Origin of the sequence: Wolbachia endosymbiont (group A) of Bibio marci (assembly GCF_947251645.1) — a bacterium.
In the GTDB taxonomy this organism is placed as follows: domain Bacteria; phylum Pseudomonadota; class Alphaproteobacteria; order Rickettsiales; family Anaplasmataceae; genus Wolbachia.
Window position 1 is genome coordinate 123,909 of sequence record NZ_OX366364.1, and the last position, 24,786, is coordinate 148,694.

The following is a 24,786-nucleotide window of genomic DNA, read 5'->3' on the forward strand; positions in this document are numbered from 1 at the left end:
CTTTAGTTTATATTCTCTTTACTTCTTCCAGAACCTCATCAACATGTCCACTAACTTTTACATTTTTCCAGATCTTCACTACTTTACCTTTTTTATCTATTAAAAAAGTAGTGCGTTCTATTCCCATATACTTTTTGCCAAACATACTTTTCTCTACCCAAACACCATATTTTCCCAACATTTCAGCATTCTCATCAGAAACTAAAGAAAATGGCAGAGAATATTTTGCTTTGAAGATAGCGTGGCACTTAACGCTATCTTTTGATACACCAATTATCACTGTATCAAGGGAAGAGAAGTCATCTATTTTATCTCTAAAGCCTTTTGCCTCCATTGTACAACCCGGAGTATCATCTTTAGGATAAAAATAAAGAACTACATTTTTTTTATCAAAGAATTCACTCAATGATAAATTTTCACCAGAATCTGTTGGTAAGCTAAAATCAGGTGCATTATTTCCTACTGCTAATTCCATACCTTGCTCCATTAATAACACTTTTATCTATAGTAGTATATTGTAGTCAGAGTATCAAATTTTATATATAGCTAACACAGATAAGATTCTTGATAGGGGGCTTATTGATAACTGCCTTCTCGGCTTGCCGCTTTTGATAAAGTGTGATTCTCAAGACCATATCAATAGATCCTATTAAAAATCAATCGAATCTTCACATGTTTGCTCTTCATAAAAGAAGTTCAATGTTATCGTAGTACCAAGTTTTGCTTCACTTTTAATGTCGAAAGTTCCACCCATTAACTCTACTAATTTCTTGCTTAGCGGCAATCCGATGCCCGTACCTTCATTTCTATATCCCGAATTTGCTTGGCCAAAAACAGACATAACTTTATATATATCCTGCTGCATTATTCCTATTCCATTGTCATGAAACTCAATAGTTAATAAGTTTTTTTCTATATTTTCTTTTACCACCATTCTTATTAAACCACCCTTTGGGGTAAATTTGATTGAGTTTGATAATAAATTTATTATAACTTGTTTCATTCTCTTAGGATCTGCAATAACTAATAATTGCTTATTAGGTATCTCTTTTTTTAAATTAATCTCAGTTTCTCTTAATTTAGGTAATAGCATATTTATGCATGAATCCACTATTTTGTTCAAGTTAAACTTCACTTTTTCTACTGTTAAACTACTTGATTCAGCTTTTGAAAAATCTAACACATCATTAATTAAGGTAAGTAAGTGTGTTCCTGCATTATATATATCGTCTGCATACTCCTTGTATTGAGAATTATCCATTGAACCTAAAGTTTTATTTTTGATCAACTCCGCAAATCCAATAATAGCATTAAGAGGTGTGCGTAATTCATGTGTAACGCTTGCAAAAAACTTTAGCTTGTTTGCATTTTCTTGCTCTAATGTCTCTTTTATCTGCTGTAATTCAATGTTAGTTTTATGTTGCTTGGCTAGCATTTGGGTATTAGAAAAGTGCAAATAGAACATTATTAATATTAAAATTATTAATAATAAGCCTAAAAATGTTAAAAATAGGCCATATGCTATAATATAAGAATTATTGTAGTTTCGAAGAATCTTCAAAAAAAACGACGGTTTAACGCTATTTTCATGGAATATAGGGAAAATAGAAGTTAATGTATTTCCTGTAGTATAAAATATTTCTTGGTTACTTAATAGTTTATCAATTTCATCGTTTGTAAGTAACTGTTCATAATCATAATCTTGAGTGTTAAAATTACTGAATATTATTCTGCCGTTTTGATCATACAGTGTTAAGCTGAAATCCTTTACTTTGCTCACTGATTGTAATAATTCAGCACGCAGCTTTACCAGTTGGTTTATGTAATCAAAACTTTTGTATTTAATGTGATGCTTTTCTATTAGTAAATAATGGTATTTTTTTATTATGCCATTTTCCAGTACACTTTTTAAGTTTACACTTGAATCACGGTAAGAAGAAAGGAAATTACTCCTTAGTAAATAATTACAATATATCACACTGAATAAAATCATAAAGATCGATGAGAGTAATACAATAACTTTTGTGTATTTGTTTTTCTCCAGTGCAGAAAACATTAATTTACCTAGCTTATACATATCCTTCTTATTGTGAAACAACGGTTTTTATGTTATTAATAATAAAATTTAGCATATAATATTTTATGACAATTTCTCCTATCTTGCCAGTTTATTCTCCTGTTAATATAAATTTTTCTCATGGCAAAGGTATCTACCTATATGATGTTGATGGTGAGCGCTACGTAGATTTTCACTCCGGAATAGCCGTTAGTAGCTTAGGTCACACTAATTCGCGATTAATTAGTGCTCTTAAATTGCAAGGAGAAAAATTATGGCATATATCAAATACCTATAATATACCTGCCGCCAATAATTTTGCAGAAAAATTAATAAACAACAGTTTCGCTGACACTGTATTTTTCTCAAATTCTGGATCAGAGGCAGTAGAATGTGGGCTTAAGATTGCTAGGGTCTATCAAAACGGAAAAGGCAATAAAAACCGTCACAGAATTTTAACATTCCATGGTGCATTTCATGGAAGAACCTTCCTAACTTGTGCTGCAAACGATAAACAGAAATTTTCTGAATTACTGAGTCCCTGTATTGATTGGTGTGATAATATCGAGCCCAATATTGAGAGTGTAAAGAAAGCAATTTCAAGTGATATAGGCGTTATATTAATAGAACCAATACAAGGGCAAGGTGGTATCAAAGTAATGAATGAAGTCTTTATGAAAGAACTAAGAAAGCTGTGTGATGAAAATGACATATTGTTATTTTTTGATTGCGTGCAATGCGGTGCCGGTAGGACAGGAAAATTATTCGCATACGAACATATAGGAGTGGAACCTGATATATGTGCTCTTGCAAAGGGAATAGGCGGGGGGTTTCCGCTAGGGGCTTGTCTTGCAACTGAAAATGCTGCTAAATACATGGCAGTTGGTATGCACGGTTCCACTTTTGGTGGCAATCCGCTTGCAACCTCAGTAGGTAATGCTGTGCTCGAAGAATTGCTCAGCCCCGGCTTTTTGAAAAATGTTGAAATTAGAGGTAAATACCTAAAAAATAAACTAGAAGACTTAGCAAGTAAATTTCCAATAATAGAAGAAGTGAGAGGGGAGGGGCTAATGCTTGGAATAAAAGTAAAAGCAGACAATCAAAAATTTGCAGAAGAGTTAAGTCATCGTGGTTTACTCACTGTTGGGGTAACATCAGATAACGTTGTGAGAATTTTGCCTCCATTAATCATCGCTGAAAAAGGGATTGATGAAGGAATTGAGATTCTTAGACAATATTTATCTGAGAAATCTTCTGGTTAGATAATCCATATTAATATGAACGACAATCTGGTATGCTTAGGAATTATTACCTCTCCTCGCGGAATTAAAGGAGCTGTTAAAGTAAAAACCTTTACTGAAAAGCCCGAAAATATCTCCTTATATGGTGAGCTAATAAGTGGTGATGAGAATTATGAAATAGACTCAGTATCCGTCATAGGTGATAATTTAGTAATAGCTACAATAAGCGGAGTAAATTCCCGTAATGAAGCAGAGCTTTTAAGGAATAAGAAGCTATATATAGAAAGAAGCAAGTTACCAGAGCTAAATGATGAGGATGAATTTTACCAAAGTGACCTTGTAGATATGGAAGTAAGGCTGAAAAGTAATGAATTATATGGCCATGTAAAATCTGTGTATAATTTTGGCTCAGGGGATATATTAGAAATTTTAGTTATCAGCACAAAAAAACGCATTATGCTATCTTTCACTAAAGAGATATTTCCACATATAAATATAAAGGGGAGGTATATAGTATTAAATATGCCAGAATTTATTGACTAATAAAGACTTTGATATTTATATAAAGCTACTTATAATTGTAAGATCAAACTGAAAATGTAATTATGGCAGAAAGAGCTAACGATATCAGACCAGGCCAGGTGTTGGAACATAACGGCGGATTATTTTTGGTTGTAGGTATTATGCATACTCAACCTGGTAAAGGTGGTGCATACATACAAGCCGAAATGAAAAACATCAAAACCGGAGCAAAACACTATGAAAGATTTCGCTCTGATGCAACAATCAGAAGGGCAATTTTAGATGAAGAGGAGTATGTTTACCTTTTCACTGAAGGAAACATTGTAAATCTTATGCATCCAAGTAATTACGAACAAATCACTATAAATTTAGAATTATTGGGAGAAAAAAAGATTTATTTGCAAGATAATATGAAAATTAAAGTAGTAACTTATCAAGACAAAATAATTTCTGCGCATGTGCCTGATTATGTTACACTTGCTGTGAAAGAAACAGAGTCTGTTATTAAAGGACAAACTGCTACTGCTTCTTATAAGCCTGCAATTTTAGAAAACGGAATGCGTGTTAACGTGCCTCAGTTTATAAAAGAAGAGGATAAAATTATAGTACACACTACTGATGACAGCTATTACGAAAGAGTAAAAGAGTAAATGTCCATTTCCTCACCACGAATCAATGTGATGCTTGATTCTGTACGCAGTGCTTCCAAGCAGCTTATGCGCGATTTTAATGAATTGCAAATCTCCAGTGTTAAGTCAGCGGACTTTATCAATAAAACTTATTCAAAATCCAAGCAAACCATATACGATTGCTTGCACGACTACAAACGAGACTATGGGTTTATTTCCGAAGATGATACTGATCAAGAAGTAAAAGATGACACTTATACCTGGTTTATTATGCCTATAGAAGGCAGGGAGAATTTTTCTAGTTGTATGGTTTATTTTGCAGTATCAGTCTGCCTCATTCATAAAAACAAAGTTGTAGCAGCTGTAATTGATGCTCCGGCTCTTAGAGAAATTTTTTGGGCAGAAGAAAAGAAAGGTGCTTTTCTTGAGGATTTTAGATCTCGTCATATAAAAATGCGGGTGAAAAGCCGTGAAGGGGGTCTAATAGATGTAAGTGGTAATTTGTTAAATAAATTGCTGCCTGGCAATAGTAATGTACGCTCCATCGGTTCAACAGTTCTGGGTTTTGCATATCTTGCTGCAGGAAGATACAGTGGAATAGTTTACTCTGGAATTAACAAATACAAAACTTCGCTCGGTAGGCTTTTTCTGCAAGAAAGCGGTGGAAGGCTAACGGAAGACAACGGATTAATTATTGCTGGCGATATTAAATTAGGATAAACAGGCTACAGAGATAGACAACTTTTCGAAAACTTTTACAAGAGATTCTGTTAAATGTTCTATCATTTCATCAGTATGATAAGGTGTAGGGGTAATGCGGAAACGCTCAGTTCCTCTTGGAACTGTCGGGTAATTTATATGTTGAACGTATATTCCATACTCATCAAATAATAATTTTGATGCTCCTTTGGATAACTCTGGGTCGCCAATTATTATTGGAATTATATGAGTTTCTGTTGGAATGAAGTTAATTCCTGCATTTCTCAGTGAGTTTTTTACTTTTTCAACGACTTGCTTTTGCTTTTCCCTTTCAATGTTGCTCGATTTTAGGTGCTCAACGCTTGCCTTTGCTGCCGCTGCTAAAACAGGCGACATAGCAGTGGTGAAAATAAATCCTGGAGCGGAACTTCTTATTACATCTACCAAGCTCTTTGAAGACGCTATATACCCACCCATCACTCCAAAAGCCTTCGATAGTGTACCTTGAATAACGGTTATTCTATCCATCAAGCCTTCTCTTTCTGCAATTCCGCCACCATGTGAACCATACATGCCAACTGCGTGCACCTCATCCAAATAGGTGATTGCATTATGTTGATCTGCAAGATCACATATCGCTTCAAGCGGCGCTATATCGCCATCCATTGAATATACGGATTCAAGTGCTATTATCTTTGGTGTTTTTGTGTCTACGGACTTTAACAACTGCTCTAAGTGATCAACATCATTATGTCTAAATATATGTTTTGGTCTTTTTCCTGATTTTATGCCTTCTATCATCGAAGAATGGTTTTTCTCATCTGAGAAAATTACTACGTCAGGAATAACAGACGATAAAGTGCTAAGTGTTGTCTGGTTAGCGAGGTAGCCACAAGCAAAAGTTAAAGCAGCCTCTTTTTTATGCAAACAAGCTAAGGATTTTTCAAGTTCGACAACCTCTTTTGTTGTGCCAGATATATTTCTTGTTCCTCCAGCGCCAACAGATGAATTTTGAATAGCGGCAATAACTTTCTCATTTTGTGACATTCCTAAATAGTTATTACTGCACCAGACTATTACTTCCCTATTTCTTTCATAGTCCATAATGTGGGGGAGCCTACCTGGCAATGACGCAAAGTTCGTAAATTCACGGTAGCGCCCCTCATCTTTTATATCTTTGATTTTGTTCAAGAATATTTCTTCGTAGTTTACCAAGTTTTCATTCGCTAATAATTAATATAATTATAATAAATTATTAAATGGTAAACTACAATATTTATTCCTTATTGTGCTGTTAGTTCAGCTGTTTTAACAGTTTCAACATTGCTGTTTTCAACTGAGCTTTTAGGTGTGCAGCAGTATATAACTGCTGCAGCAACCAGACAACAAGCTCCAACTGCTATCCCTGCAGCTAGCATTTCCAAGTAAACTGCAATAGCTACCCCTGAAACAACTCCAGCTACTGCTAATGCAGAAGCAGCTATAACAGGCAGCTTACTACTTTTTATATTTTGTGAACCATTGTTTGGATTAGTAGACTGTTTGCTGTTGGTTGGAATACCATTTTGTTCAAGTTTTTTGTTACCTACTAAAGGTACTTCTGCTGAACTTGATTTCGATTGTGTATCTTGTCTATCATTACCTTCATGTGCAGAACTATCCTCACCATTTGCTGCACCTAACACAGGTCCTTTTTCTACAATTACTGATGTATCACTGTTATCAGGTTGAACTGAAGTATTACCAAGACCATATTGTGGTACATGTTCAGCAGGTTGAACAGGAGTTTGCTCTTTCTTACCAATATCAACTAATGGTGCGGTAGCATCGTTCTTATCATCCTCTTCAGTAGTTACCTGTGAACTATTATTGTTACCAATATATGTTTCCCTAAATTGCTCTTCTTTTTCTTGTTCATTTTTCTTTTTTTCTTCTTTAAATTGTTTTATGCTCTCTTTACGTTTTTTAGCACTATTTTTACCCATTTCACCCTCCTCAAAACTATTGCTAATGAGCTCCTCTGTCGAGCCCTCTCTATTATTCATAATATTTTCTCGTCTGTCCACATTTTCTTGTGGCTGTTGACTGTCAGTACTTTTGGATTTTTGACTACTTAATTGACTATTATTTTTTCCATCCACTGCTTGGCTTGAGGTTGCAGTTTCGCCTATCATAGCTGAGGTATCCTCTACATTCACAATAGGTGATACTGCATTATCACTGCTTCTTTTATTAACTTGTGTATTCGCTTGTGTCTGTATATTTGCTTTACTGGAAGTATTGATTAATTTACTACTTTTTAACAAATTTCTAATTAGATATAGATTATTCAAAGTATCCCTATTTTTTTGATACTCATTACGAGTCATACTTGGAGAAAGCTCCATACTTATTTTTTCAAGCTGTTCTGCAACTACTGGTAAAGCTTTCTCAAATTCTTCCTTGCATATTGCCTGAAGAGCTGCGAATTTTAGGTCAACATGCTGACATAAGGGTACAACAACTCCATAACTAGCTTCTTTTATCGCATTGCTCAGTATATTTTGTATGGTTTGCCTGACTACTTGCTGTTTATTATTGAGTATGCTTTGATAAATTTGAACATGAGCTAGAGTACTGATTATAATGTCTTGACTTCCAGTATTAGACAATGCAACTAGAATTGATTCATATATTTCATCAAATTCGTTATTTTTAGATTTATGATCAAGATAATTAATCACATCGTTGCTGCACTCAGCACATTCTTTGCATAGGTGGTCAATAAATGCAATATTGCCAGCATCCAATGCAGTTTTCAGAATTAAATCATAAATTTCTTTTCTGCCACGAGCTCCTATATTTTTCAGGATTTGTTGCCTTAGTATTGTAATAACTTTATCATCTGCAAATGCTTGTTTATATACATCGTAAATGGCATGATCTGCACTATTAGTGTATCGTTTGCACAAGTATTCAATGATAGATATGCGTTCTTGACTTATCGCAGTTTCTAACAAGGTAGCAAAGCTCTTTTTTAATAACTCTTCTGTTGAGGCTTTTTTAGTTGGCTCATTAACATATCTTTCAAATGCACTTAGCACTACCGTGATGAATTCTTCATTTTTGATCAGAGACGCTGTTTCAAGCACACCATACAAAGGATCAGGTTTACTTGTTTTTAACACTTGTTCAAGATCCCTTAAGACGTATTCGACAAAAACTGCATTTAATAATTCTTGCTCTTTTCTTAGTGCTATAACTGAGAAAAAGTCAATCTTATTAGGTTCGACAAGTTGTATAGCTTGATCTTTTAATCTTCCATAAACTCCATCGGTACCATGGAATTTTTCTATAAAAGCTTCAATATATTTTTGACCACCAACAAGTAAAGGTAAAAGACTTAAATTTCCTTCAGCAAAAAGTATGTCCTGATATCGTTCTGTCAACTTGACATTAGCCGCAATTGCTAGCAATACCAACTCTTTTACTGAATAATCATACTTGAAACCCTCTTGATCAAATTTATACTGTGATAGTACATTTGAATATATATGTTGATGGTTGCTTCTGTTTTGTAACTCCAAATTAAGTTGATTTGAGCAGAAATCTTTGAGATTTTCATTATCCAGCATAATAGACCTGCCTTCATAATCTTCAATATTTTGTACAACCTCGTCTAATTCTTCACAATCATCTTCCCTTACAGCTTGATTTAAGATATTTATTATCTCAGCAAAAGTTAAGTTTTTAGGAATGATACCATATGAATCTTCATCTTTTAACTCTACAGTAAACGACCTATCACAACCATCAGGAAAGTTTGCAAGTATTGCATTCTCTAAACTTAGATCTTCAGGGGGTGTGCTACATGGAGTAGCTGGTATCTCTTGACTTTCGCTATCTAAAACTTCAAACTCTTCTTCAATACCTGAATCTTCAGAATCTGGTTTTTCAAAACCATGCCAACTTTTGATTAATCTTTCCGAACTTGATTGATCTTGCAAAGCTGCATCCTGTGATACAAAGTCTCTAAAATTGGAACCAAACATGTTTTACCTCCTAACTAGCAGCTAAGCTAAGCTAAGCTAAGTGTAGCATTAAACAGAAATCTTGCCAAGCAAATTATTCAGTCTCTTAGCAAAGCTGCTCGCGTCATCCATCTCTTCGCCTTCCACGATGCAAGCTTGGTAAAACAATAAGTGAACCATGTCCTCCAATGTTGGGTTTTCACCACTTTCAGCATAAGATTTCATTATACTCTTTATTACAGGATGCTTAGTGTTAATTTCCAGCACCTTTGGCGTGCGGTAATTTAGCTGCTTTTGTTCGCGTAAAAAACGCTCCATGCGAAGATCCATAGCACCTTCATCAACCGCTAGGCATACAGGGCTGTCAGTCAATTTTTTGGAAATTTTTACGCTTTTCACTGAATTGCCAAGAACTTTGGTGAAATATTGCAGTATAGAATCTGCATTTTCCTCAGTTTTTTCTTCATTCGATTTATTTTCTTGATCTTTCTTATCTTCTTCTGAAGAGAATTTTTCCAGATCAACATCAGCGCGAGTCACAGACTTGAATTTTTGATCTTTATATTCATGAATTACACTGGTCCAGAAATCATCAACTGGATCAACAAATAGGAGCACTTCTAGTCCTTTACTGACGAATCCCTCAAGTTGCGGACTGTTTTTCACTGAATCGAGGCTATTTCCGGTGAGATAATAGATATGCTCCTGCTCAGGCTTCATTCTGCTTATATAGTCATCAATGCTGACTAATTTCTCATCACCAGTGCTATGAAATCTGCAAATCGAGAGCAGTGCCTCTCTCTCATCAGTTGGCATAGCTTCGCAAAGACCTTCCTTTAAAATTGCACCAAAATTGGTCCAGAATTTTGTGTATTCTTCTAAATTCTCTTTTGCCTTTTTACCAAGCTCTGATATCGCGCGTTTAGTGAGGGATTTCCTGATTTGCTCAACAACACGATTGTTCTGCAGTGTTTCTCTGCTGATATTAAGAGGCAAGTCCGGTGAATCAACAATACCTTTCAAGAAACGTAAATACTGCGGTATGATCTGTACATTATCTTCAGTGATAAATACTTTATTTACATATAACTTAACAGAGCAACGTCTATCTGGATGAAATAAATCAAAAGGTTTAATAGAGGGAACATAAAGCAAATTCGTATATTCTATTGCACCTTCATTTTTATTATGCAATATCATCCAAGGTTCACCACCAACATGCGCAACACTGCGGAAAAAATCATTGTGCTCCTCTTGAGTAACGTCATTTTTTGGCTTAGTCCAAATTGCAGCCTTACTGTTTAACTTTTCACTTTTTCCTTCTTCGTCTATAAATTCAACAGGAAAGTTTATGTGATCTGAATAAGTAGTGACAATGTTTTCAACACGAAACTTGTCTAAAAACTCATTCTCTTCAGGGCGCATAATGAGCGTAATTTTGGTTCCGCGAGGGACTTGATTATCTGATTTACTTATTGAATATTCCCCATTTCCTTTGGATTGCCAGACCCAAGATTCTTCTTCTTCAGCTTTTCTTGATTCTACTATTACCTCCGATGCAACCATAAAGCTTGAGTAAAAACCAACACCAAACTTCCCAATCAGCTCCACAGCTTGGCTTGAATCTTTGCTATTTTTAATCGCATCTAAGAACTTTTGCGTACCAGAGCTTGCAATTGTACCAAGGTTGTCTATTAAATCTTGTCTGTTCATTCCGATACCATTATCAGTGATATATAGCTCGTTCTTATCTTTATTGGAGCTGATAGTGATTTTTAATTCGTCACTCAAATCTAGCAAATTAGGATTTAGTTGAGATTCATAACGCAACTTATCACATGCATCCGATGCATTTGATATTAACTCACGCAGAAAAATGTCCTTGTTAGTATAAAGTGAATGAATCACTATATTCAGTACTTTTCCTACTTCAGCGTCAAATTTTAAATTTTCAGTTTCTTGTACGTTATGCATTTTGAGCTCCATGATTAGCCTACTATCCTAATAATTTAAGTATTGAATTACGATCTTTCAAGGTCACGTACATCAAAATTAATGTGGGTGTAGTTATTATGACACCCAATTTATGGGATCTCTTGCATAACAAACTTTTGGCAGCGTGTCAAGCAGCTTTTTCGCTTCTGTGAGCTACTTGGGTGACACCAACAGTTGATATTGGTTTGTTGCTTTGCTGGCAGCTACTAGCTATGCCTCAAGTTTCCTATTCAAAACTTTCAATATTAAATCTAATTCATTTGGATTATTATACCGTATCATAACTTTACCCTTAGAATTGTTGTCATTAATTTTGATCTTTAAACCAAGTTGAGAGGATATAGCGCCTTCTATTACCGTCATATCTTGATTTCTAGTATATCTCTGCTCTTTTTGGTTGTTGCCTTGATGCAAATCTTTTATCAATTTTTCAGTTTGTCTGACGCTTAAGCCTTGAGAAACTATTCTTTCTGCAATATCTTCTGCATTTTTAACATTAATCAGTGTTCTTGCATGACCCATAGACAATTTTTTTTCATTGATCATCATTTTCACACTATAGGGAAGTGATAACATCCGAGTCATATTGGTTATGTGGCTGCGGCTTTTGCCTATAGCTGAAGCTAATTCTTCATGTGTATAGAAAAACTCATCTATCAGTTTTCTGTAAGCTTCACCTTCTTCTATTGGATTAATATCTTGTCTTTGTATGTTTTCAATTATGGATACTTCCAAGCATTCCTTGTCGTTCAAATCTTTTATGATAACCGGTGCACTATTAAGATTTGCAATCTTGCTTGCTCGCCAACGACGTTCCCCAGCTATTATTTCGTAACCATCATCATTTGAATCTTTGCGTACCACGATAGGCTGTATAATGCCGTTTTTCTCTATTGAACTTGCAAGTTCTCTTAATGATTCCTCGTCAAAATGTTTCCTCGGTTGAAATTTGCTTGGGTGCAGTAATGAAATAGGCAAATACTCTTGTCGATCTTCTTTATTATCATAATTATCGCCTATGAGTCCGGCAAGACCTCTGCCGAGGCGTCTATCATCCTTCATACCACGCCCTCACTCACTAGCTTCTTTTCCTTACAACTGCTCGCGTGCTTTTTTAAAATTTCCCTTGCCAAACTTATATATGCTTGTGCACCAGGACACTTAAGATCATACACAATAGCGGGTTTTCCATGAGAAGGCGCTTCTGATAACCGTACGTTACGTGGAATAACAGTCTCATATAATGGGATGATAGTTTTGTATACTTTATCATTTAAATACTGGCAAATATCGTTTTTAATCTGTTCACTGAGTTTGTTACGCCTGTCATACATTGTTAACACTATCCCTTCTATTGCCAAAAAAGGGTTTAGGTTATTCCTTTTTATCAGTTCTACAGTTTTAACTAAATGGCTTAATCCTTCCAGAGCAAAAAATTCACACTGAAGAGGAACAATAATAGAATTAGCAGCAGTCAAAGCATTTATGGTTAGAAGCCCAAGTGATGGAGGGCAATCGATGATTATATACTCATAATTATCGCGTATCTTCTCTAATGCGCTTTTTAGCACAAATTTTCCTCGCTCAAGTTGCGATAATTCAATTTCTGCAGCTGATAAATCAACTACTGACGAAATTAGTGATAAATTTGGAATTTCCTTTATATTGAAAATTGCCGATTCTATCAATTTATTTTCGCTGCTCAGTAGTATTTTGTATATATTTTTTTCTTCCCTACTACGATAAGAAATCCCGAGCCCTGTACTAGCATTTCCTTGAGGATCAAGATCTACCAATAAAGTGCTTTTTCCCACAGCAGCAAAGGCTGTCGATAAATTTATACTAGTTGTGGTTTTGCCAACTCCACCCTTTTGATTTACTATTGCAATAATCTTGCTCACGCCTTTTATCTTATGTATAAAATAATTCTATTGTATATATGCAAGAAACTTTTGCATTAGAAAATTTTTTTGTTGCTAATCGTACTAAAATTAGACTATTTTTTTTGCTTCGTGTAATACACTTTGAACTTTGTCTCCTAATTCATTCAGAGTGAATGGTTTTGGCAAAAAGTGAAAATCTTCTATATTGATGTCATCACTCTTTAAAAAAGCATCTTCTGCATACCCAGAAATAAAAATAACGTTGATATTTGGCCTATGGATCAATGCTTCTTTAACTATTTCTGGGCCGCTCACCTCTGGCATGATTACATCAGTGATTATAAGATCTATGTGTTGACTTTTTTTACTGATTATTTCTAGCGCCTCGCTGCCTATGCTCGCTTCTATTACATCAAATCCTTTTCTTTTGAGTGCTTTAGAGATGAATTCCCTTACTGAACCTTCATCTTCGATCAATAAAATTATACCATTACCTTTAATTTCACTTACTACCGGTCTTTCTATTTCTTCACTATCTTCCTCTCTCAAATTTTCATCTGATATGTAAACCATGGGCAAAAATATGCTAAATTTAGTTCCATGATTTACTTTGCTAGCAACATAGATGTATCCTTCAGTTTGTTTAATAATGCCATATACAGTAGAGAGGCCAAGACCTGTACCGGAAGCAATATCTTTAGTAGAAAAAAATGGATCAAAGATCTTTTCAGTTGTATCACTCGTCATTCCACATCCTGTATCAATTACTTCAATCACAACATAATTTCCATGTTCAATCGCTTCCTTGTCTGGAGAAAACATATCCTGAGGTGTAGAATTTAATGAGTCAATCTTTTGATTAAAGGTTCGTATAGTTAATTCTCCACCCTTTTCCATAGCAGCACTAGCATTGACTGCTAAGTTAAGTATAACTTGCTCTAATTGCCCTTGATCAGCCCTAACAGCACCCAAGTCTCTACCATAATAAATATTAAATTTTATATTTTCACCTATTAATCTTTTTATCATTTCATAAAGATTAGCTATAGTACTATTTACATCAATAATTTTTGGCTGCAAGGTCTGTCTTCTTGAAAAAGCAAGCAATTGTCTTACTAAATTTGATCCACGCTTTGCATTTTGCTGTATCTGTATTATATCTCCAAAAGATGGATCACCAGCTGAATGTTGGAGTAAAAGCAAATCGCAAAATCCTATTATCCCAGTCAATATATTGTTGAAATCGTGCGCAATACCACCTGCTAACTGCCCTATAGCTTGCATCTTTTGATAATGCTCAAGCTTTATCTCTAGGTTTTTGTGTTCAGTATTGTCAATAAAATAACAAAGTATGAAGATCATTTTGTTATGAAGAAACTTATTGAAATATATTTTTATGTTATTACCGCCGTTGAGCTGTACATCAAAGGATGCATTATTTATTCTATTACTCGAAAAATATTCACGTATTTTCACATGATAACTATCCAATATCAATGTAAAGATTGAATTATTATCTGACCCTGCAAGCTTTATTAGTGCCGTATTTTTCTTTACAAAGTTGCCATTTATGTCACATTGTGCAATAGCAATTGATGAATTTGCAAAACAAGGGTGTAATTGATAATCAACAATATTTGATTCGGTTGGTGTTATAAAGCCATATATATAGCTATGGTTGTATTTATCACAAAATATAGCAGTGCTCATATAAGCCTTGAATGGAATACCACTTATAGTAAAAAACAAAATTTCATTATCGGTTGTTGTATTGTTATATTTAGATTGAGATATAAAATCACTGATTGAGCTACCTTTTTCCAGTTTTTTCAGTTCAAATATGTCTAAAAATCTTTTATTTACAGATAAAATCACCCCTTTGGCATTTGCAATGTAAGTTCCTATACTGTGTTTTTCTATTAACTCTTCATATATCTGCTCCTTGTTTGTCTGTGTTGCTTTTAACACAAAATACCCATCTGGCCTTGCTATTGGCACTAATGATAAATTTAAAATCTTATTACTATTTATAGTAATTTGGGGATTATCTGGTATCGGCTCAAAGAGCAAAAGAAAGTTAGATACTCTATTCTTCTTGTTTAAGGAAATGCATACCTGTACAGAAGAGTTATTTTTTAGTGCATGATAGAGTACTTTTTTGTCTTCTTCTGAAACATCTCCTATTTCAAGAATCTTGCCCAACGTAATGTCATCATCTATATGATCTTGAAACCTTTCGTAGAACCTTGCATCAGCATAAATAATACCCTCATCTTTGTGTAAAATAAGGCAAAATTCTGTATTATGATTTAGTGCATTTGCAAATATTGCATTTTGAAATTCTATAGTATTAAGTAGGTATCTGTAGCGTTTTACATTATATATCATAAAGAGAGTTGTTAGAATGCTAATTAATAAATTAATCTCTATATTAATATGCTGACTATATATATCAAAAAAGTAGAGTATCGATATTGCTACTGGAGGTAAGAGCATAATAACTGCCATCACAACAATTGACATTCCATAATTTCTTAGTATGAAGTCAACCCTGTTCTCTTTTTTGTTATCTATGTATCTTTTACTCATTATTGTTACTTGGCATCGTTGTACATACGAAAATGTTTTATTATATTGATTTAATTATTATAGATTTATTAACGTCTTTGATAGATAATTATCATCCAAATCTAATTAAGTTCCTTAAATATCAGATATAACAATGTTAATAAGCTAGCGAGAGGATATTATGGAAAAACAAAGAACACAAGCATTTAAGTGGTTCTGTGCACTAAGAGATAAGATTATAGAATCTTTCTTATTAATTGAAAAACAATCATCCGCAGAGCCAAAGATCGAAAAGAGAAAGTGGGATCGCCCAGGTGGTGGAGGTGGTGAATCTACAATTATTTTTGGTAATGTTTTTGAAAAAGTTGGAGTAAACGTTTCAAAAGTACACGGAAAATTTGCAGATTCAGCCATTAATGAGATTCCTGGTGCAAGTGAAAGTAACGGAGAGTTTTGGGCAAGCGGTATATCTTTAGTGTCTCATATGCAATCGCCCCTTATCCCTGCAGCGCATATGAACACAAGGCTGATATATACTTCAAAACAATGGTTTGGTGGAGGAATGGATTTTACGCCGATATATAAAAATGAAGAAGATTGCAAGTATATTCATGAATTAATCAAAATGACATGTGATAGATTTGACACCGGATATTATCCAAAATTTAAAGAGCAATGTGACAACTATTTTTTCTTACAACACAGAAAAGAGCCGCGTGGCATTGGTGGTATTTTCTATGATAATCTGAGTTCTGGCAATTGGGAGAATGATTTTGAGTTCACAAAAGCAGTAGGTGAAGCCTTTTTGGAAATTTATTTGCACATCATACGTAAACATATACAAAAGTCTTGGACAAAAGAACAACGAGAAAATCAATTAATAAAACGTGGTAGATATGTAGAATTCAATCTGTTATACGATCGTGGCACAAGGTTTGGTTTAATGACTGACGGCAATCCAGATGCAATTATGATGTCAATGCCACCACTTGTTAAGTGGGTGTAAATCACTCTTATTACAAATTGGGATTTCACAAAAACTGCTTGTGTCGTAAAACAATTGAATTGACTTTATGTGCATAATCAATATAACTTGAGTTATTAACATTGACTCTTTCGTCTAGTGGTTAGGACACCACCCTTTCACGGTGGTAACACGGGTTCAAATCCCGTAAGAGTCACTCAAATAGAATATAATTAAAGTTTTAAATGGGAAAAATTAGGCTTTATGTTGAAGAAGCTTTATCACAAGGCGTGAGTTTAGCACTTAATCCACAACAAAGTCACTATATTTGCAATGTAATGCGGCTTAAGAAGTATGATAATCTCTCTCTTTTTAATGGAAAAGATGGAAAATGGTTAGGAGAAGTAGTTAATATATCGCGTAAATTGACAAAAGTTACACTCAAAGAATGTACTAAACAACAGCAATATGAGGAAAATTTATACCTGTATTGTGCCATGGTAAAAAGTGCTGCTTTGAACAACATAGTAAGACAGGCAACTGAAATGGGAGTAACCTGCATTCAATTTATTTCAACGGAACGTACAGTAGTAAAAAACATTAACCTAAGTAGAGCAAAATTACAGGCAATCGAAGCTGCGGAACAATCCGGTAGGATGAGTATACCAGAGATTTTGCCTCCTATTAACTTTTGTGAGTTACCTGATTCCCAGAGTAAAAATTTTGTTTTATGTGATGAAACAGGTAAAGCTGATAAAGTGCTGAAAGGCAAAAAAAATGTTGCTATTATTGTTGGCCCTGAAGGTGGTTTTTCATCTTATGAACTTGATCTTGCCGATAAGTTTTGTCAAAAATTGAGTCTAGGAAAAAGAATTTTAAGGGTCGATACTGCTGTAGTTGCTGCATTAACTTTCACCAATTGGTGTAGCTAGATTTTTAAATATGGCTAAGATAAAGAAATCTGGTTCAGTGTTGCGCGCACAAAAACTCTGTAGACTCTCTACGAAGCAGTCCTGTCATCCGAGTAGCTGACTACTTGGATCCAGATTGGATACTGAGTTGGTGAGTATAAAAGTATGGCTAACGCTGACTAAGTTTCCCTACGTCATACCGCGATTCATTCGCGGTATCTTAGCATAGATCCCGCTAACACGTAGCGGGATGACGGTTGTCAGGGTGTCATCCAAGTAGCCTCTTTCTTGTCATCCCAGTGCCCAGACACTGGGATCCAGGAAACTTAATTGCAAGTAATGCATTGGGTTTGGTGAGTATGGGTTTTGCGTTATAGAATAAAGCACTTTTGGTGAATTTGTAAAGAAAGCTGGATTCCAGACTGGAATAACACCGTCATAAGGTGAAACTGGATCGGCTTTGTTGCATAGCAGCAGAAAAACTAGTGATTACTGACTAAATTCATTATAAAATAGCGATTTAAGGATAAATATGCCACAAAAAATGAGAGTCAGTAACCATAGCGAATATAACAAATTTCTAGAAAAAAGAGGAAATATTTTTCGTTACATCGATAAAGCTATCGAAAATTGGTATGAAATTGGGCCAAAATGCAGGGTGGCAACAATATTTACAGCAATAAAGTGGTGATTTTGATACATATAATAACCCATCTATTCAGAATAGGTTTGAGTGGGATTTTTAGAGGGATACATTGAACAAATAGGAAAAAATTTGCAGGTCTATCAGCTATTCACAAGCATCAAAAGAAACTTGATATTAAGATCAATGATTGCAGAAAATAACATGGAAGATATCGAAATTGCTATAGACAGTACAGGAATTAGTATATACAACAACACACAGCAAAGAAAATAGCAAAGATAGAGAGTACCACGGCTATAAACAAGTAAGAACAATTGCACATAATGTTGAGCAAACAAGTCATAGCTACAAAATACAGTAATGGTCTGATCACTATGGAGCATTGGGGAAATTTGATGTTAAATATGCTATAAAAGCACTATATGCAGATAGGGCCTATGATAGAAAAAAAGCTCTATAAGCTGTGTAATCAATATGGCATAAAAACGAAAATTCCTCCGAAAAACAACGCAGCAGAGCATCCAAAATTGGATTATATGCTTGATAGAAATGCCGCTATTCAGTTAATGAAATTACATGGTGAGAATGGTATAAAAAGATGGAAAGAAGAAGTAAATTACGGAAAAAGATCGTATATTGAAGGATTTTTCTCAAGGTTGAAGCGAATATTTGGGTTTAGTTTTAAGAATAAATCTGAGACAAATAGAGAGAAGGAACTACTTATTAAATGCTACTTAATGAACAAATTTACTGCAATTGGTATGCCTAAATTTGAAATAGTCGCATAAAATTATTTACTCTGGAAAAAACTTACGTTGCTATGCAACAAAGCCATCCCAGTGTCGGCTACTTGGATGACACCCTCTTGGATGAAAACCAGTGTCCGCTGCTTGCATAGCATTTATCTACCAAAACAATGGTCATGCAAGAGGCTTAATGACTTTGCTTGGATGTTTGATATAATTTAAATTGTAAGGTCTAAAGAATACTAGCATGAATGAAGTGATAACATTTGGTTGTCGTCTAAATTTTTACGAGAGTGAGTTAATCAAAGAAGCATTAAAAAAAGCAAAGAGAGAAAATGTTGTTGTGGTGCACAGCTGTGCAGTGACAAACGAAGCAGAACGTCAAGTAAAGCAAAAAATACGTAAGATCTATAAAAATGACCCAAGTAAAGAAATTATCGTAGTTGGCTGTGCTGTTCAGTTGGATCCTGAATCGTATAGTGATATTCCTGGTGTAAGTAAAGTGCTCGGTAATCAAGATAAGCTAAAAGCTGAAAATTACTTACTAAATGATGATAAAATCTTAGTCAGTGATAACCAAGCAAACAAGTCAGAACCTGTTCTAATTAATGGATTTGAAGATAAATCAAGGGCATTTATTGAAATTCAAAATGGTTGTAATCATAGCTGCACATTTTGCTCAATTACTGAGGCAAGAGGGAATAATCGATCTGTGCCAATAAACAGTATTATAGAGCAAATCAGGATCTTTATAGAAAATGGATATCAAGAAGTAGTGTTTACAGGTGTTGATATTACTGACTTTGGTACAGATTTGTTGGGTAAGCCATCACTTGGTTCAATGATTAGGAGAGTTTTAAAAGATATACCAGAGTTGAAGAGACTAAGACTTTCCTCTATCGATGTTGCTGAAGTTGACGACGAATTAATGGATTTAATAGCTAATGAGTCAAGACTTATGCCTCATTTACATTTGAGTCTACAATCTGGTAATAATTTAATACTAAAGAGAATGAAGCGTCGTCACAACAGAGAACAAGTGATAGAATTTTGTCATAAAATGAAGAGCTTGAGGCCTAATATAGCATTTGGCGCTGATATTATTGCTGGATTTCCAACAGAAACTGATGAAATGTTTCAGGATACAGTTGATTTACTGAGAAAAACAAATATAGTTTACCTACATGCTTTTCCATATTCAGAGCGGAAGAATACACCTGCTGCACGAATGCCACAAGTACCAGAGAATGTGCGTAAAGAACGAGTAAAAAATTTAAGAGAAATGAATAGAGAAATGATGAGTAGCTTTTATCAATCTTTGATAGGCACTGAACAAAGTGTTCTGGTTGAGCAAAATCATATCGGTAGAACAGAAAATTTTGCATTAGTAAAGCTTGAATCAAAAGCTCAAGCCAAGAGTATTGTGAAAGTTAATGTTAAAAGAGTGGAAAATAATTATCTAATCGGAAGTATCTTACCTTAATTTTTTGTACATTAAAGAAATATATGATATAGTAGTTATACTATAAATGATAATTATGGGTTCATTTGTGATAACTAAAATATCTATTGCTTTATTTTTAATTTTCATTCCATGTGTCTATTTTTTTATTACTTATATTAGTAATAGTACACACATTGAGCAAGTACAACCCTTAAAATTAGAAACAGACAATAATGAAAGTGTAATACGTTCTGAAGAGATTACTGAAAAAGAAATACTAATAAATGATTTAAAATATCAAGAACTTGAAAGTAGTCCTATTGAACAACCTTCTATTCTCCAAGTAGCTAATCAGAAAAATATGTGGTCACTTATTGCAGATCAAGCTGATAATGAGCAGATTACAAAAGAAAAATCAAAAAAACTTGATTTTTATGTTAGCGCTAACGGTGGTAAGGTATACCATGATAATTCAGAAACATTTGTAAAGGGTATAAAAGCAATAGGAGAAAGATTTATTAGTTTAATCAATGCAGATGATCCTAATAGTTCTTGGATAGAAAATGCAATATCAGGGTTAATAAAAAAGGGATTAGTAGATGAAATTGAGAGTATACGGCAGTTTAACGGTAAAATTAATTTCCAATGGCTTAACAGCATATCTTTAGGTTACTATGCTGGAGAAAATGGCCGAGTTGATTTTGAAACCATGTATTCTAGAGCCAATATTGAAGATAGTAATTCTCCTCCGGTATTTGATAAATCAGCAAGTGTATTTGCGTTTTTGTTAAACTTCTATTATAATCCCAGCATTCAGGGTACACAATTTGCTCCGTACATCGGTCTTGGTATAGGGCCAACAGTTTTTAGATTAAAAAGGATTAGTGGGTCACCCCAAAATTCAATGCCACTTAATCTTCCTTGCTTTGCTTATCAAATAAAACTTGGTGTTAATTATTCAATAATCCCAGAAGTCAAAACCTTTCTCGGCTATCGTTATTTTAGCATTCCGACACCTATTGCAGATGAAATATCTACTCACAATATTGAAATTGGTTTGATATTTAATTTTTAGTAATGATTTAATATATATATAAATTCTTATCTTTTCTATCTAACAAACCAAATGTTGGTACGATTGTTGCTTTTAAAAAAATGACAGTTTCTACTGTTCTAATATTATTCGCTAGCCTTTTTGACTTCTGATGTAATAAGCTTTGCTTATCTTCTCTATGTTCTATAAGCCCGCCGATTACCATAATTTCACCGCTCTTAATTTTTAACATAGAGTTCATTTCTCTGATTTCAACAATTGGAATGTCGCTATTTAATTTCATTTTACTCTGCTGTGCGACGTACTCTATATCTGGATCTTTAACGTAGCCGTTAATTCTTGATAAAGTTGGATGTATATCCATGAATATTTCACTAGTATCAATGTTAATGCTTGGGTGGATTATTAGCACAACACCTATTGGGACGCTATTCATCTTGGTAATTAAGGTCTGATTAGAATCTCTAGTATCTTTTTGTATGTCGGAAGTAAAATAAATATGGTTTTTAGTAAATGAAATCATCGCTTGCTGATTATTTATAGCATGTACTCTGGGGCTTGAAATTACACTTGAAGTGCCAAATTTGTCTAAATTTCTTACTAAATCTCCTAGATCACTCGCACCAAAGTTCATTACTAGGTTAATAATGGAGTTATCTTGACTTATTATAGACTGAGTTCCATCGCGTAAGTCATTTAAGTTTATACCAGAAAGATATTTGTCATCTAACACAACTTCAACTATTTTTGCCTCTATCATTACTTGAGAAGACGCTAACTTCTTAACCTTATTAATATACTCTTCAACAGCTTTGTGAATATCCTTTCTAGCATTCAAAATAATAACACCAGCTTCTCTGTTGGATGAAAGGAATTCGCCATCATCCACCCCGTTAACATCCATTATTGCATTCAAACCTTTTTCTAATGAATTCCATAAGTCACTACTATATTGAGACTTCATAACATTATTATAGTCCCTATCAGCGTTATTTCCATCACTGTTGGTAATATTGTTACTAATGACAAAACTGCTTTGAGCAGAGTGTTGAATATTGATGAAGTCTACGTAATAATTTTGTGCGTATGGCAAGTCCTGCTCAATTCTAATTACATCATTATTTGTTGAGTAACACAATTTGGCGCTGTTGGCTATACTCTGCATTACTTCGTTTATATTCTTATCTTTTAGCTTTAAAATAATATTACCTGATATTTTGGGATCTATGTCCAAGTTAACGTCAGAAAGTTTTCCTATCTCAATCAGCAAATCCTTTACTGATACTTCTTCACTAACATTAATAGAAATAAGCTGATTACTGGTTGTAAGATCGGGAAACTCTACTGGTAAAGGTATAATTTCCGGTATTGCCGGTTCATTACTTTCCAAAGAGGTGTTATATTGTTGCAACGAATAATCGTGCTCACCTATATTATGATGATCTTCGTTGTCTATATTAGTAAGATGTTGCTTAGTAGGCAGGTGTGTGCAAGAAATAATGAAGAGGAGTATTAAGCATTTAAAAATAGCCATTAGAACAGCATACAAAATCTATACTAATAGATTTCTATAAAAATATTAAAAATGTATTTAATTTCGTTCTCATCGAGCAGATAATTGTCATATATTAGCTTGACCTGCACTGGCTATGTGTTTTTTGTACACTCCTCTTGTACTTAAATGTAGACCAGCATAGCCTTAGTTTTTTTATATATTTTACTTCTTTCTCTGTATTTAATAATAGGCTTGAAAATAAATGGTAAGCCTATAATTGTTAAGCTTAGAGCTAGGGTTGAAAGTATACAACAGGCTTTGTGTTTACTATGTAGCTCTTTCAGATAAAGCATCAAAAATCTACAAAATTTTTTGTAATTTTCTTCGATGTTTTTTTTGCTATGAGCCTTGCTAATGAACATATCTATTGCGGTATGACCGTTATTACACTTAATGTTAAGGTCTGCACCTTTTTCTGTTAACAGCTGAGCTATATCAAAATAATCCTTTTGAACAGCAAGATGTAGAGGTGCAAAACCTTGTTGCTCACAAATGTTCATATTGGCTCTAACTTCCAATAACATTTTCACAACTTTTGTATGGCCTTTTTTAACTGCTAGTAGCAAGGGAGTTCTGTTACATTTAGTAACAGCATTAATGTTTACCTTAAGCTTCAATAAGAGCTTAACTGTTTTAGTGTTACCATTATAGCTAGCTTTATGCAGCCTGGCGTTGCCATTAAAATCTTGATCATTTGCATCTATTCCTTTTGATACAAGAAATGTTACCATTTTTCTATTATTATGTTCAATAGCGCAATCTAATGCATCAAAACCATGGTTATTTTTTGTGCAAATAAACTCTTTAGGTTTAATTTTATCGTTACTTGCTTGCTGTTTTTTTGCAATAAGCTTTACTATTTGCATTTTGTTGTTATACGCTGCTAGGAAAAGCGTAGTGTTATTTTCTGCATCTTTTGCTTCTATATTTGCACCTTTCTTTATCAGATATTCTATAATTTCTGCTCTGCTGTCATAATGTGCGGTGCATTGATAAATGGTTAAAAACAAAGGAGTACGAAAATTGTTATCTTCACATTCGAGATTTGCTCCGCTATCAATTAAAATTTGGACGCTTTTTTTAGAACCGTATAGTGAAGCTATATGAAGAGGAGTATAGCCCTCTTTGGCATCTTTTTCATTAACTTTTGCGCCTTTTGTTATCAAAAAATCTATTAATTCCGTGTCATCTTGTAGTGCAGCAAGGTGCAGTGGAGTGAATCCATTTTTATCCTTGGAATTAATTGTCAGTTGATTAATAAAAAGTTTAGCAACTTTCTTGTGTCCATGCATAATGGCGTAATGCAGAGGGTTTCTATTTTCATTGTCTACGACATTGAAATCAGCTTCGTGCTCTAGTAATGACTTTACTCCAACTAAATCACCTTCTTTTGTGAACTTGTGCAAGAGAGTGATTCCACTTGCATCTTTTGAGTTAATATCAAATCCATTTTCTACTAATTGGTTTATATCTTCCTCACGCGCCATATTACTTCAATCTCTAATCAAACCTTTTACGTTTCAATAATACTTCTACTTAATTAAGTTTAAATGAATCTGTGAGAAATGGCTAGGATACTATGCATTCTTGCATAACAAACTTTTGGCAGCGCGTTGAGAAACGAAAAACTTACTTGACACCCTTCGCCAGCCCCCTTATTATGAAACTGAAGGTATTCAGTTATCTTCATCTGTGCAGATTAAACAGCAAAAAAACAACGTACTTGGCGTCTTATTTTTAATTTTTCGCACTATGTGCACCTTATGTCTTCACAATATTTCTGGGTTTTTACCCATATAAGCTGAAACGCGCTTATAAGTCGTTTAAGACAGTATAGTACGCCAATTTGAAGGATTAGAGAGT

Annotated in this window: 20 protein-coding genes, 1 tRNA gene and 1 pseudogene; 12 read left to right on the top strand and 10 right to left on the bottom strand. The window is 34.1% G+C overall.

Going from position 1 to position 24,786, the window contains the following annotated elements:
* Window positions 1–7: 7 nt before the first annotated feature.
* Together bcp and OPR48_RS00770 are read right to left on the bottom strand one after the other, a co-directional pair.
* Window positions 8–475, bottom strand: coding sequence for a thioredoxin-dependent thiol peroxidase (bcp, locus tag OPR48_RS00765; RefSeq protein WP_265026160.1), 468 nt, complete (start codon window positions 473–475; stop codon window positions 8–10).
* A 174-nt stretch (window positions 476–649) separates the two neighbouring features.
* A complete protein-coding gene (locus tag OPR48_RS00770) occupies window positions 650–2,077 on the bottom strand; it encodes a sensor histidine kinase (RefSeq protein ID WP_265026161.1) in 1,428 nt (475 codons plus the stop codon).
* A gap of 65 nt (window positions 2,078–2,142) precedes the next feature.
* Between OPR48_RS00770 and OPR48_RS00775 the strand changes: the two genes are divergently transcribed.
* From OPR48_RS00775 to OPR48_RS00790, 4 genes are all read left to right on the top strand, one after another.
* Window positions 2,143–3,318 (top strand): aspartate aminotransferase family protein, encoded by a 1,176-nt coding sequence (locus OPR48_RS00775; RefSeq protein ID WP_265026162.1) that lies wholly within the window; start codon window positions 2,143–2,145, stop codon window positions 3,316–3,318.
* A gap of 15 nt (window positions 3,319–3,333) precedes the next feature.
* Complete coding sequence (gene rimM / locus OPR48_RS00780) at window positions 3,334–3,840, top strand: ribosome maturation factor RimM (protein WP_265026163.1); 507 nt, start codon at window positions 3,334–3,336, stop codon at window positions 3,838–3,840.
* Window positions 3,841–3,902: 62 nt separating this feature from the next.
* Window positions 3,903–4,469: an elongation factor P gene (gene efp, locus OPR48_RS00785; RefSeq protein ID WP_265026164.1), complete on the top strand. Its 567-nt coding sequence runs from the start codon at window positions 3,903–3,905 to the stop codon at window positions 4,467–4,469.
* Window positions 4,470–5,168, top strand: a complete 699-nt coding sequence (locus OPR48_RS00790; protein WP_265026165.1) for an inositol monophosphatase family protein — start codon at window positions 4,470–4,472, stop codon at window positions 5,166–5,168. It begins immediately after the preceding gene.
* On the opposite strand, the gene hemA is transcribed toward OPR48_RS00790, so the two are convergent.
* The 6 genes from hemA to OPR48_RS00820 all read right to left on the bottom strand — a co-directional run bounded on the left by hemA (window position 5,160) and on the right by OPR48_RS00820 (window position 15,624).
* On the bottom strand, window positions 5,160–6,362 hold the full coding sequence (hemA, locus tag OPR48_RS00795) for a 5-aminolevulinate synthase (protein WP_265026166.1): 1,203 nt from the start codon (window positions 6,360–6,362) through the stop codon (window positions 5,160–5,162). The two genes, OPR48_RS00790 and hemA, sit on opposite strands and share 9 nt — an antisense overlap.
* A gap of 68 nt (window positions 6,363–6,430) precedes the next feature.
* Window positions 6,431–9,178, bottom strand: coding sequence for a host RNA manipulator TomO (locus OPR48_RS00800; RefSeq protein ID WP_265026167.1), 2,748 nt, complete (start codon window positions 9,176–9,178; stop codon window positions 6,431–6,433).
* A gap of 48 nt (window positions 9,179–9,226) precedes the next feature.
* Window positions 9,227–11,131: a molecular chaperone HtpG gene (gene htpG, locus OPR48_RS00805; protein ID WP_265026673.1), complete on the bottom strand. Its 1,905-nt coding sequence runs from the start codon at window positions 11,129–11,131 to the stop codon at window positions 9,227–9,229.
* 231 nt (window positions 11,132–11,362) lie between these two features.
* Window positions 11,363–12,214 (bottom strand): ParB/RepB/Spo0J family partition protein, encoded by an 852-nt coding sequence (locus OPR48_RS00810; protein WP_265026168.1) that lies wholly within the window; start codon window positions 12,212–12,214, stop codon window positions 11,363–11,365.
* The gene (locus OPR48_RS00815; protein ID WP_006280226.1) at window positions 12,211–13,053 is read right to left on the bottom strand and encodes a ParA family protein; all 843 of its coding nucleotides are present in this window, start codon (window positions 13,051–13,053) and stop codon (window positions 12,211–12,213) included. The genes OPR48_RS00810 and OPR48_RS00815 overlap by 4 nt, the downstream gene beginning before the upstream one ends.
* A gap of 90 nt (window positions 13,054–13,143) precedes the next feature.
* A complete protein-coding gene (locus OPR48_RS00820; RefSeq protein WP_265026169.1) occupies window positions 13,144–15,624 on the bottom strand; it encodes an ATP-binding protein in 2,481 nt (826 codons plus the stop codon).
* 160 nt (window positions 15,625–15,784) lie between these two features.
* On the opposite strand from OPR48_RS00820, the gene hemF reads away from it, so the two are divergent.
* The 8 genes and pseudogenes from hemF to OPR48_RS00870 all read left to right on the top strand — a co-directional run bounded on the left by hemF (window position 15,785) and on the right by OPR48_RS00870 (window position 21,389).
* Entirely contained in the window at window positions 15,785–16,609 is an 825-nt protein-coding gene (gene hemF / locus OPR48_RS00825) for an oxygen-dependent coproporphyrinogen oxidase (RefSeq protein WP_265026170.1), read from the top strand.
* A gap of 103 nt (window positions 16,610–16,712) precedes the next feature.
* A tRNA-Glu gene (locus OPR48_RS00830) sits at window positions 16,713–16,784 on the top strand.
* A gap of 28 nt (window positions 16,785–16,812) precedes the next feature.
* Window positions 16,813–17,499 (top strand): 16S rRNA (uracil(1498)-N(3))-methyltransferase, encoded by a 687-nt coding sequence (locus tag OPR48_RS00835; protein ID WP_265026171.1) that lies wholly within the window; start codon window positions 16,813–16,815, stop codon window positions 17,497–17,499.
* Window positions 17,500–17,735: 236 nt separating this feature from the next.
* The gene (locus OPR48_RS00840) at window positions 17,736–17,855 is read left to right on the top strand and encodes a WPE palindromic element domain-containing protein (RefSeq protein ID WP_264688089.1); all 120 of its coding nucleotides are present in this window, start codon (window positions 17,736–17,738) and stop codon (window positions 17,853–17,855) included.
* A 155-nt stretch (window positions 17,856–18,010) separates the two neighbouring features.
* Window positions 18,011–18,912: pseudogene (locus OPR48_RS07455) on the top strand (transposase).
* 27 nt (window positions 18,913–18,939) lie between these two features.
* Window positions 18,940–19,092, top strand: a complete 153-nt coding sequence (locus tag OPR48_RS00860; RefSeq protein WP_265026175.1) for a hypothetical protein — start codon at window positions 18,940–18,942, stop codon at window positions 19,090–19,092.
* Window positions 19,093–19,117: 25 nt separating this feature from the next.
* Entirely contained in the window at window positions 19,118–20,353 is a 1,236-nt protein-coding gene (mtaB, locus tag OPR48_RS00865) for a tRNA (N(6)-L-threonylcarbamoyladenosine(37)-C(2))-methylthiotransferase MtaB (RefSeq protein ID WP_265026176.1), read from the top strand.
* A 67-nt stretch (window positions 20,354–20,420) separates the two neighbouring features.
* A complete protein-coding gene (locus OPR48_RS00870; protein WP_265026177.1) occupies window positions 20,421–21,389 on the top strand; it encodes a P44/Msp2 family outer membrane protein in 969 nt (322 codons plus the stop codon).
* 7 nt (window positions 21,390–21,396) lie between these two features.
* Here OPR48_RS00870 and OPR48_RS00875 read toward each other — a convergent pair whose 3' ends face one another.
* Together OPR48_RS00875 and OPR48_RS00880 are read right to left on the bottom strand one after the other, a co-directional pair.
* Window positions 21,397–22,902, bottom strand: coding sequence for a secretion system protein (locus tag OPR48_RS00875; protein WP_265026178.1), 1,506 nt, complete (start codon window positions 22,900–22,902; stop codon window positions 21,397–21,399).
* A 143-nt stretch (window positions 22,903–23,045) separates the two neighbouring features.
* Entirely contained in the window at window positions 23,046–24,410 is a 1,365-nt protein-coding gene (locus OPR48_RS00880; RefSeq protein ID WP_265026179.1) for an ankyrin repeat domain-containing protein, read from the bottom strand.
* Between the last annotated feature and the right edge of the window lie 376 nt (window positions 24,411–24,786).

Excerpts from the sequence above, each read along its gene's own strand:
- bcp (WP_265026160.1), bottom strand. The coding sequence starts at position 475 with ATGGAATTAGCAGTAGGAAATAATGCACCTGATTTTAGCTTACCAACA.
- OPR48_RS00770 (WP_265026161.1), bottom strand. The coding sequence starts at position 2,077 with ATGTATAAGCTAGGTAAATTAATGTTTTCTGCACTGGAGAAAAACAAA.
- OPR48_RS00775 (WP_265026162.1), top strand. The coding sequence starts at position 2,143 with ATGACAATTTCTCCTATCTTGCCAGTTTATTCTCCTGTTAATATAAAT.
- rimM (WP_265026163.1), top strand. The coding sequence starts at position 3,334 with ATGAACGACAATCTGGTATGCTTAGGAATTATTACCTCTCCTCGCGGA.
- efp (WP_265026164.1), top strand. The coding sequence starts at position 3,903 with ATGGCAGAAAGAGCTAACGATATCAGACCAGGCCAGGTGTTGGAACAT.
- OPR48_RS00790 (WP_265026165.1), top strand. The coding sequence starts at position 4,470 with ATGTCCATTTCCTCACCACGAATCAATGTGATGCTTGATTCTGTACGC.
- OPR48_RS00800 (WP_265026167.1), bottom strand. The coding sequence starts at position 9,178 with ATGTTTGGTTCCAATTTTAGAGACTTTGTATCACAGGATGCAGCTTTG.
- htpG (WP_265026673.1), bottom strand. The coding sequence starts at position 11,131 with ATGCATAACGTACAAGAAACTGAAAATTTAAAATTTGACGCTGAAGTA.
- OPR48_RS00810 (WP_265026168.1), bottom strand. The coding sequence starts at position 12,214 with ATGAAGGATGATAGACGCCTCGGCAGAGGTCTTGCCGGACTCATAGGC.
- OPR48_RS00820 (WP_265026169.1), bottom strand. The coding sequence starts at position 15,624 with ATGAGTAAAAGATACATAGATAACAAAAAAGAGAACAGGGTTGACTTC.
- hemF (WP_265026170.1), top strand. The coding sequence starts at position 15,785 with ATGGAAAAACAAAGAACACAAGCATTTAAGTGGTTCTGTGCACTAAGA.
- OPR48_RS00835 (WP_265026171.1), top strand. The coding sequence starts at position 16,813 with ATGGGAAAAATTAGGCTTTATGTTGAAGAAGCTTTATCACAAGGCGTG.
- mtaB (WP_265026176.1), top strand. The coding sequence starts at position 19,118 with ATGAATGAAGTGATAACATTTGGTTGTCGTCTAAATTTTTACGAGAGT.
- OPR48_RS00875 (WP_265026178.1), bottom strand. The coding sequence starts at position 22,902 with ATGGCTATTTTTAAATGCTTAATACTCCTCTTCATTATTTCTTGCACA.
- OPR48_RS00880 (WP_265026179.1), bottom strand. The coding sequence starts at position 24,410 with ATGGCGCGTGAGGAAGATATAAACCAATTAGTAGAAAATGGATTTGAT.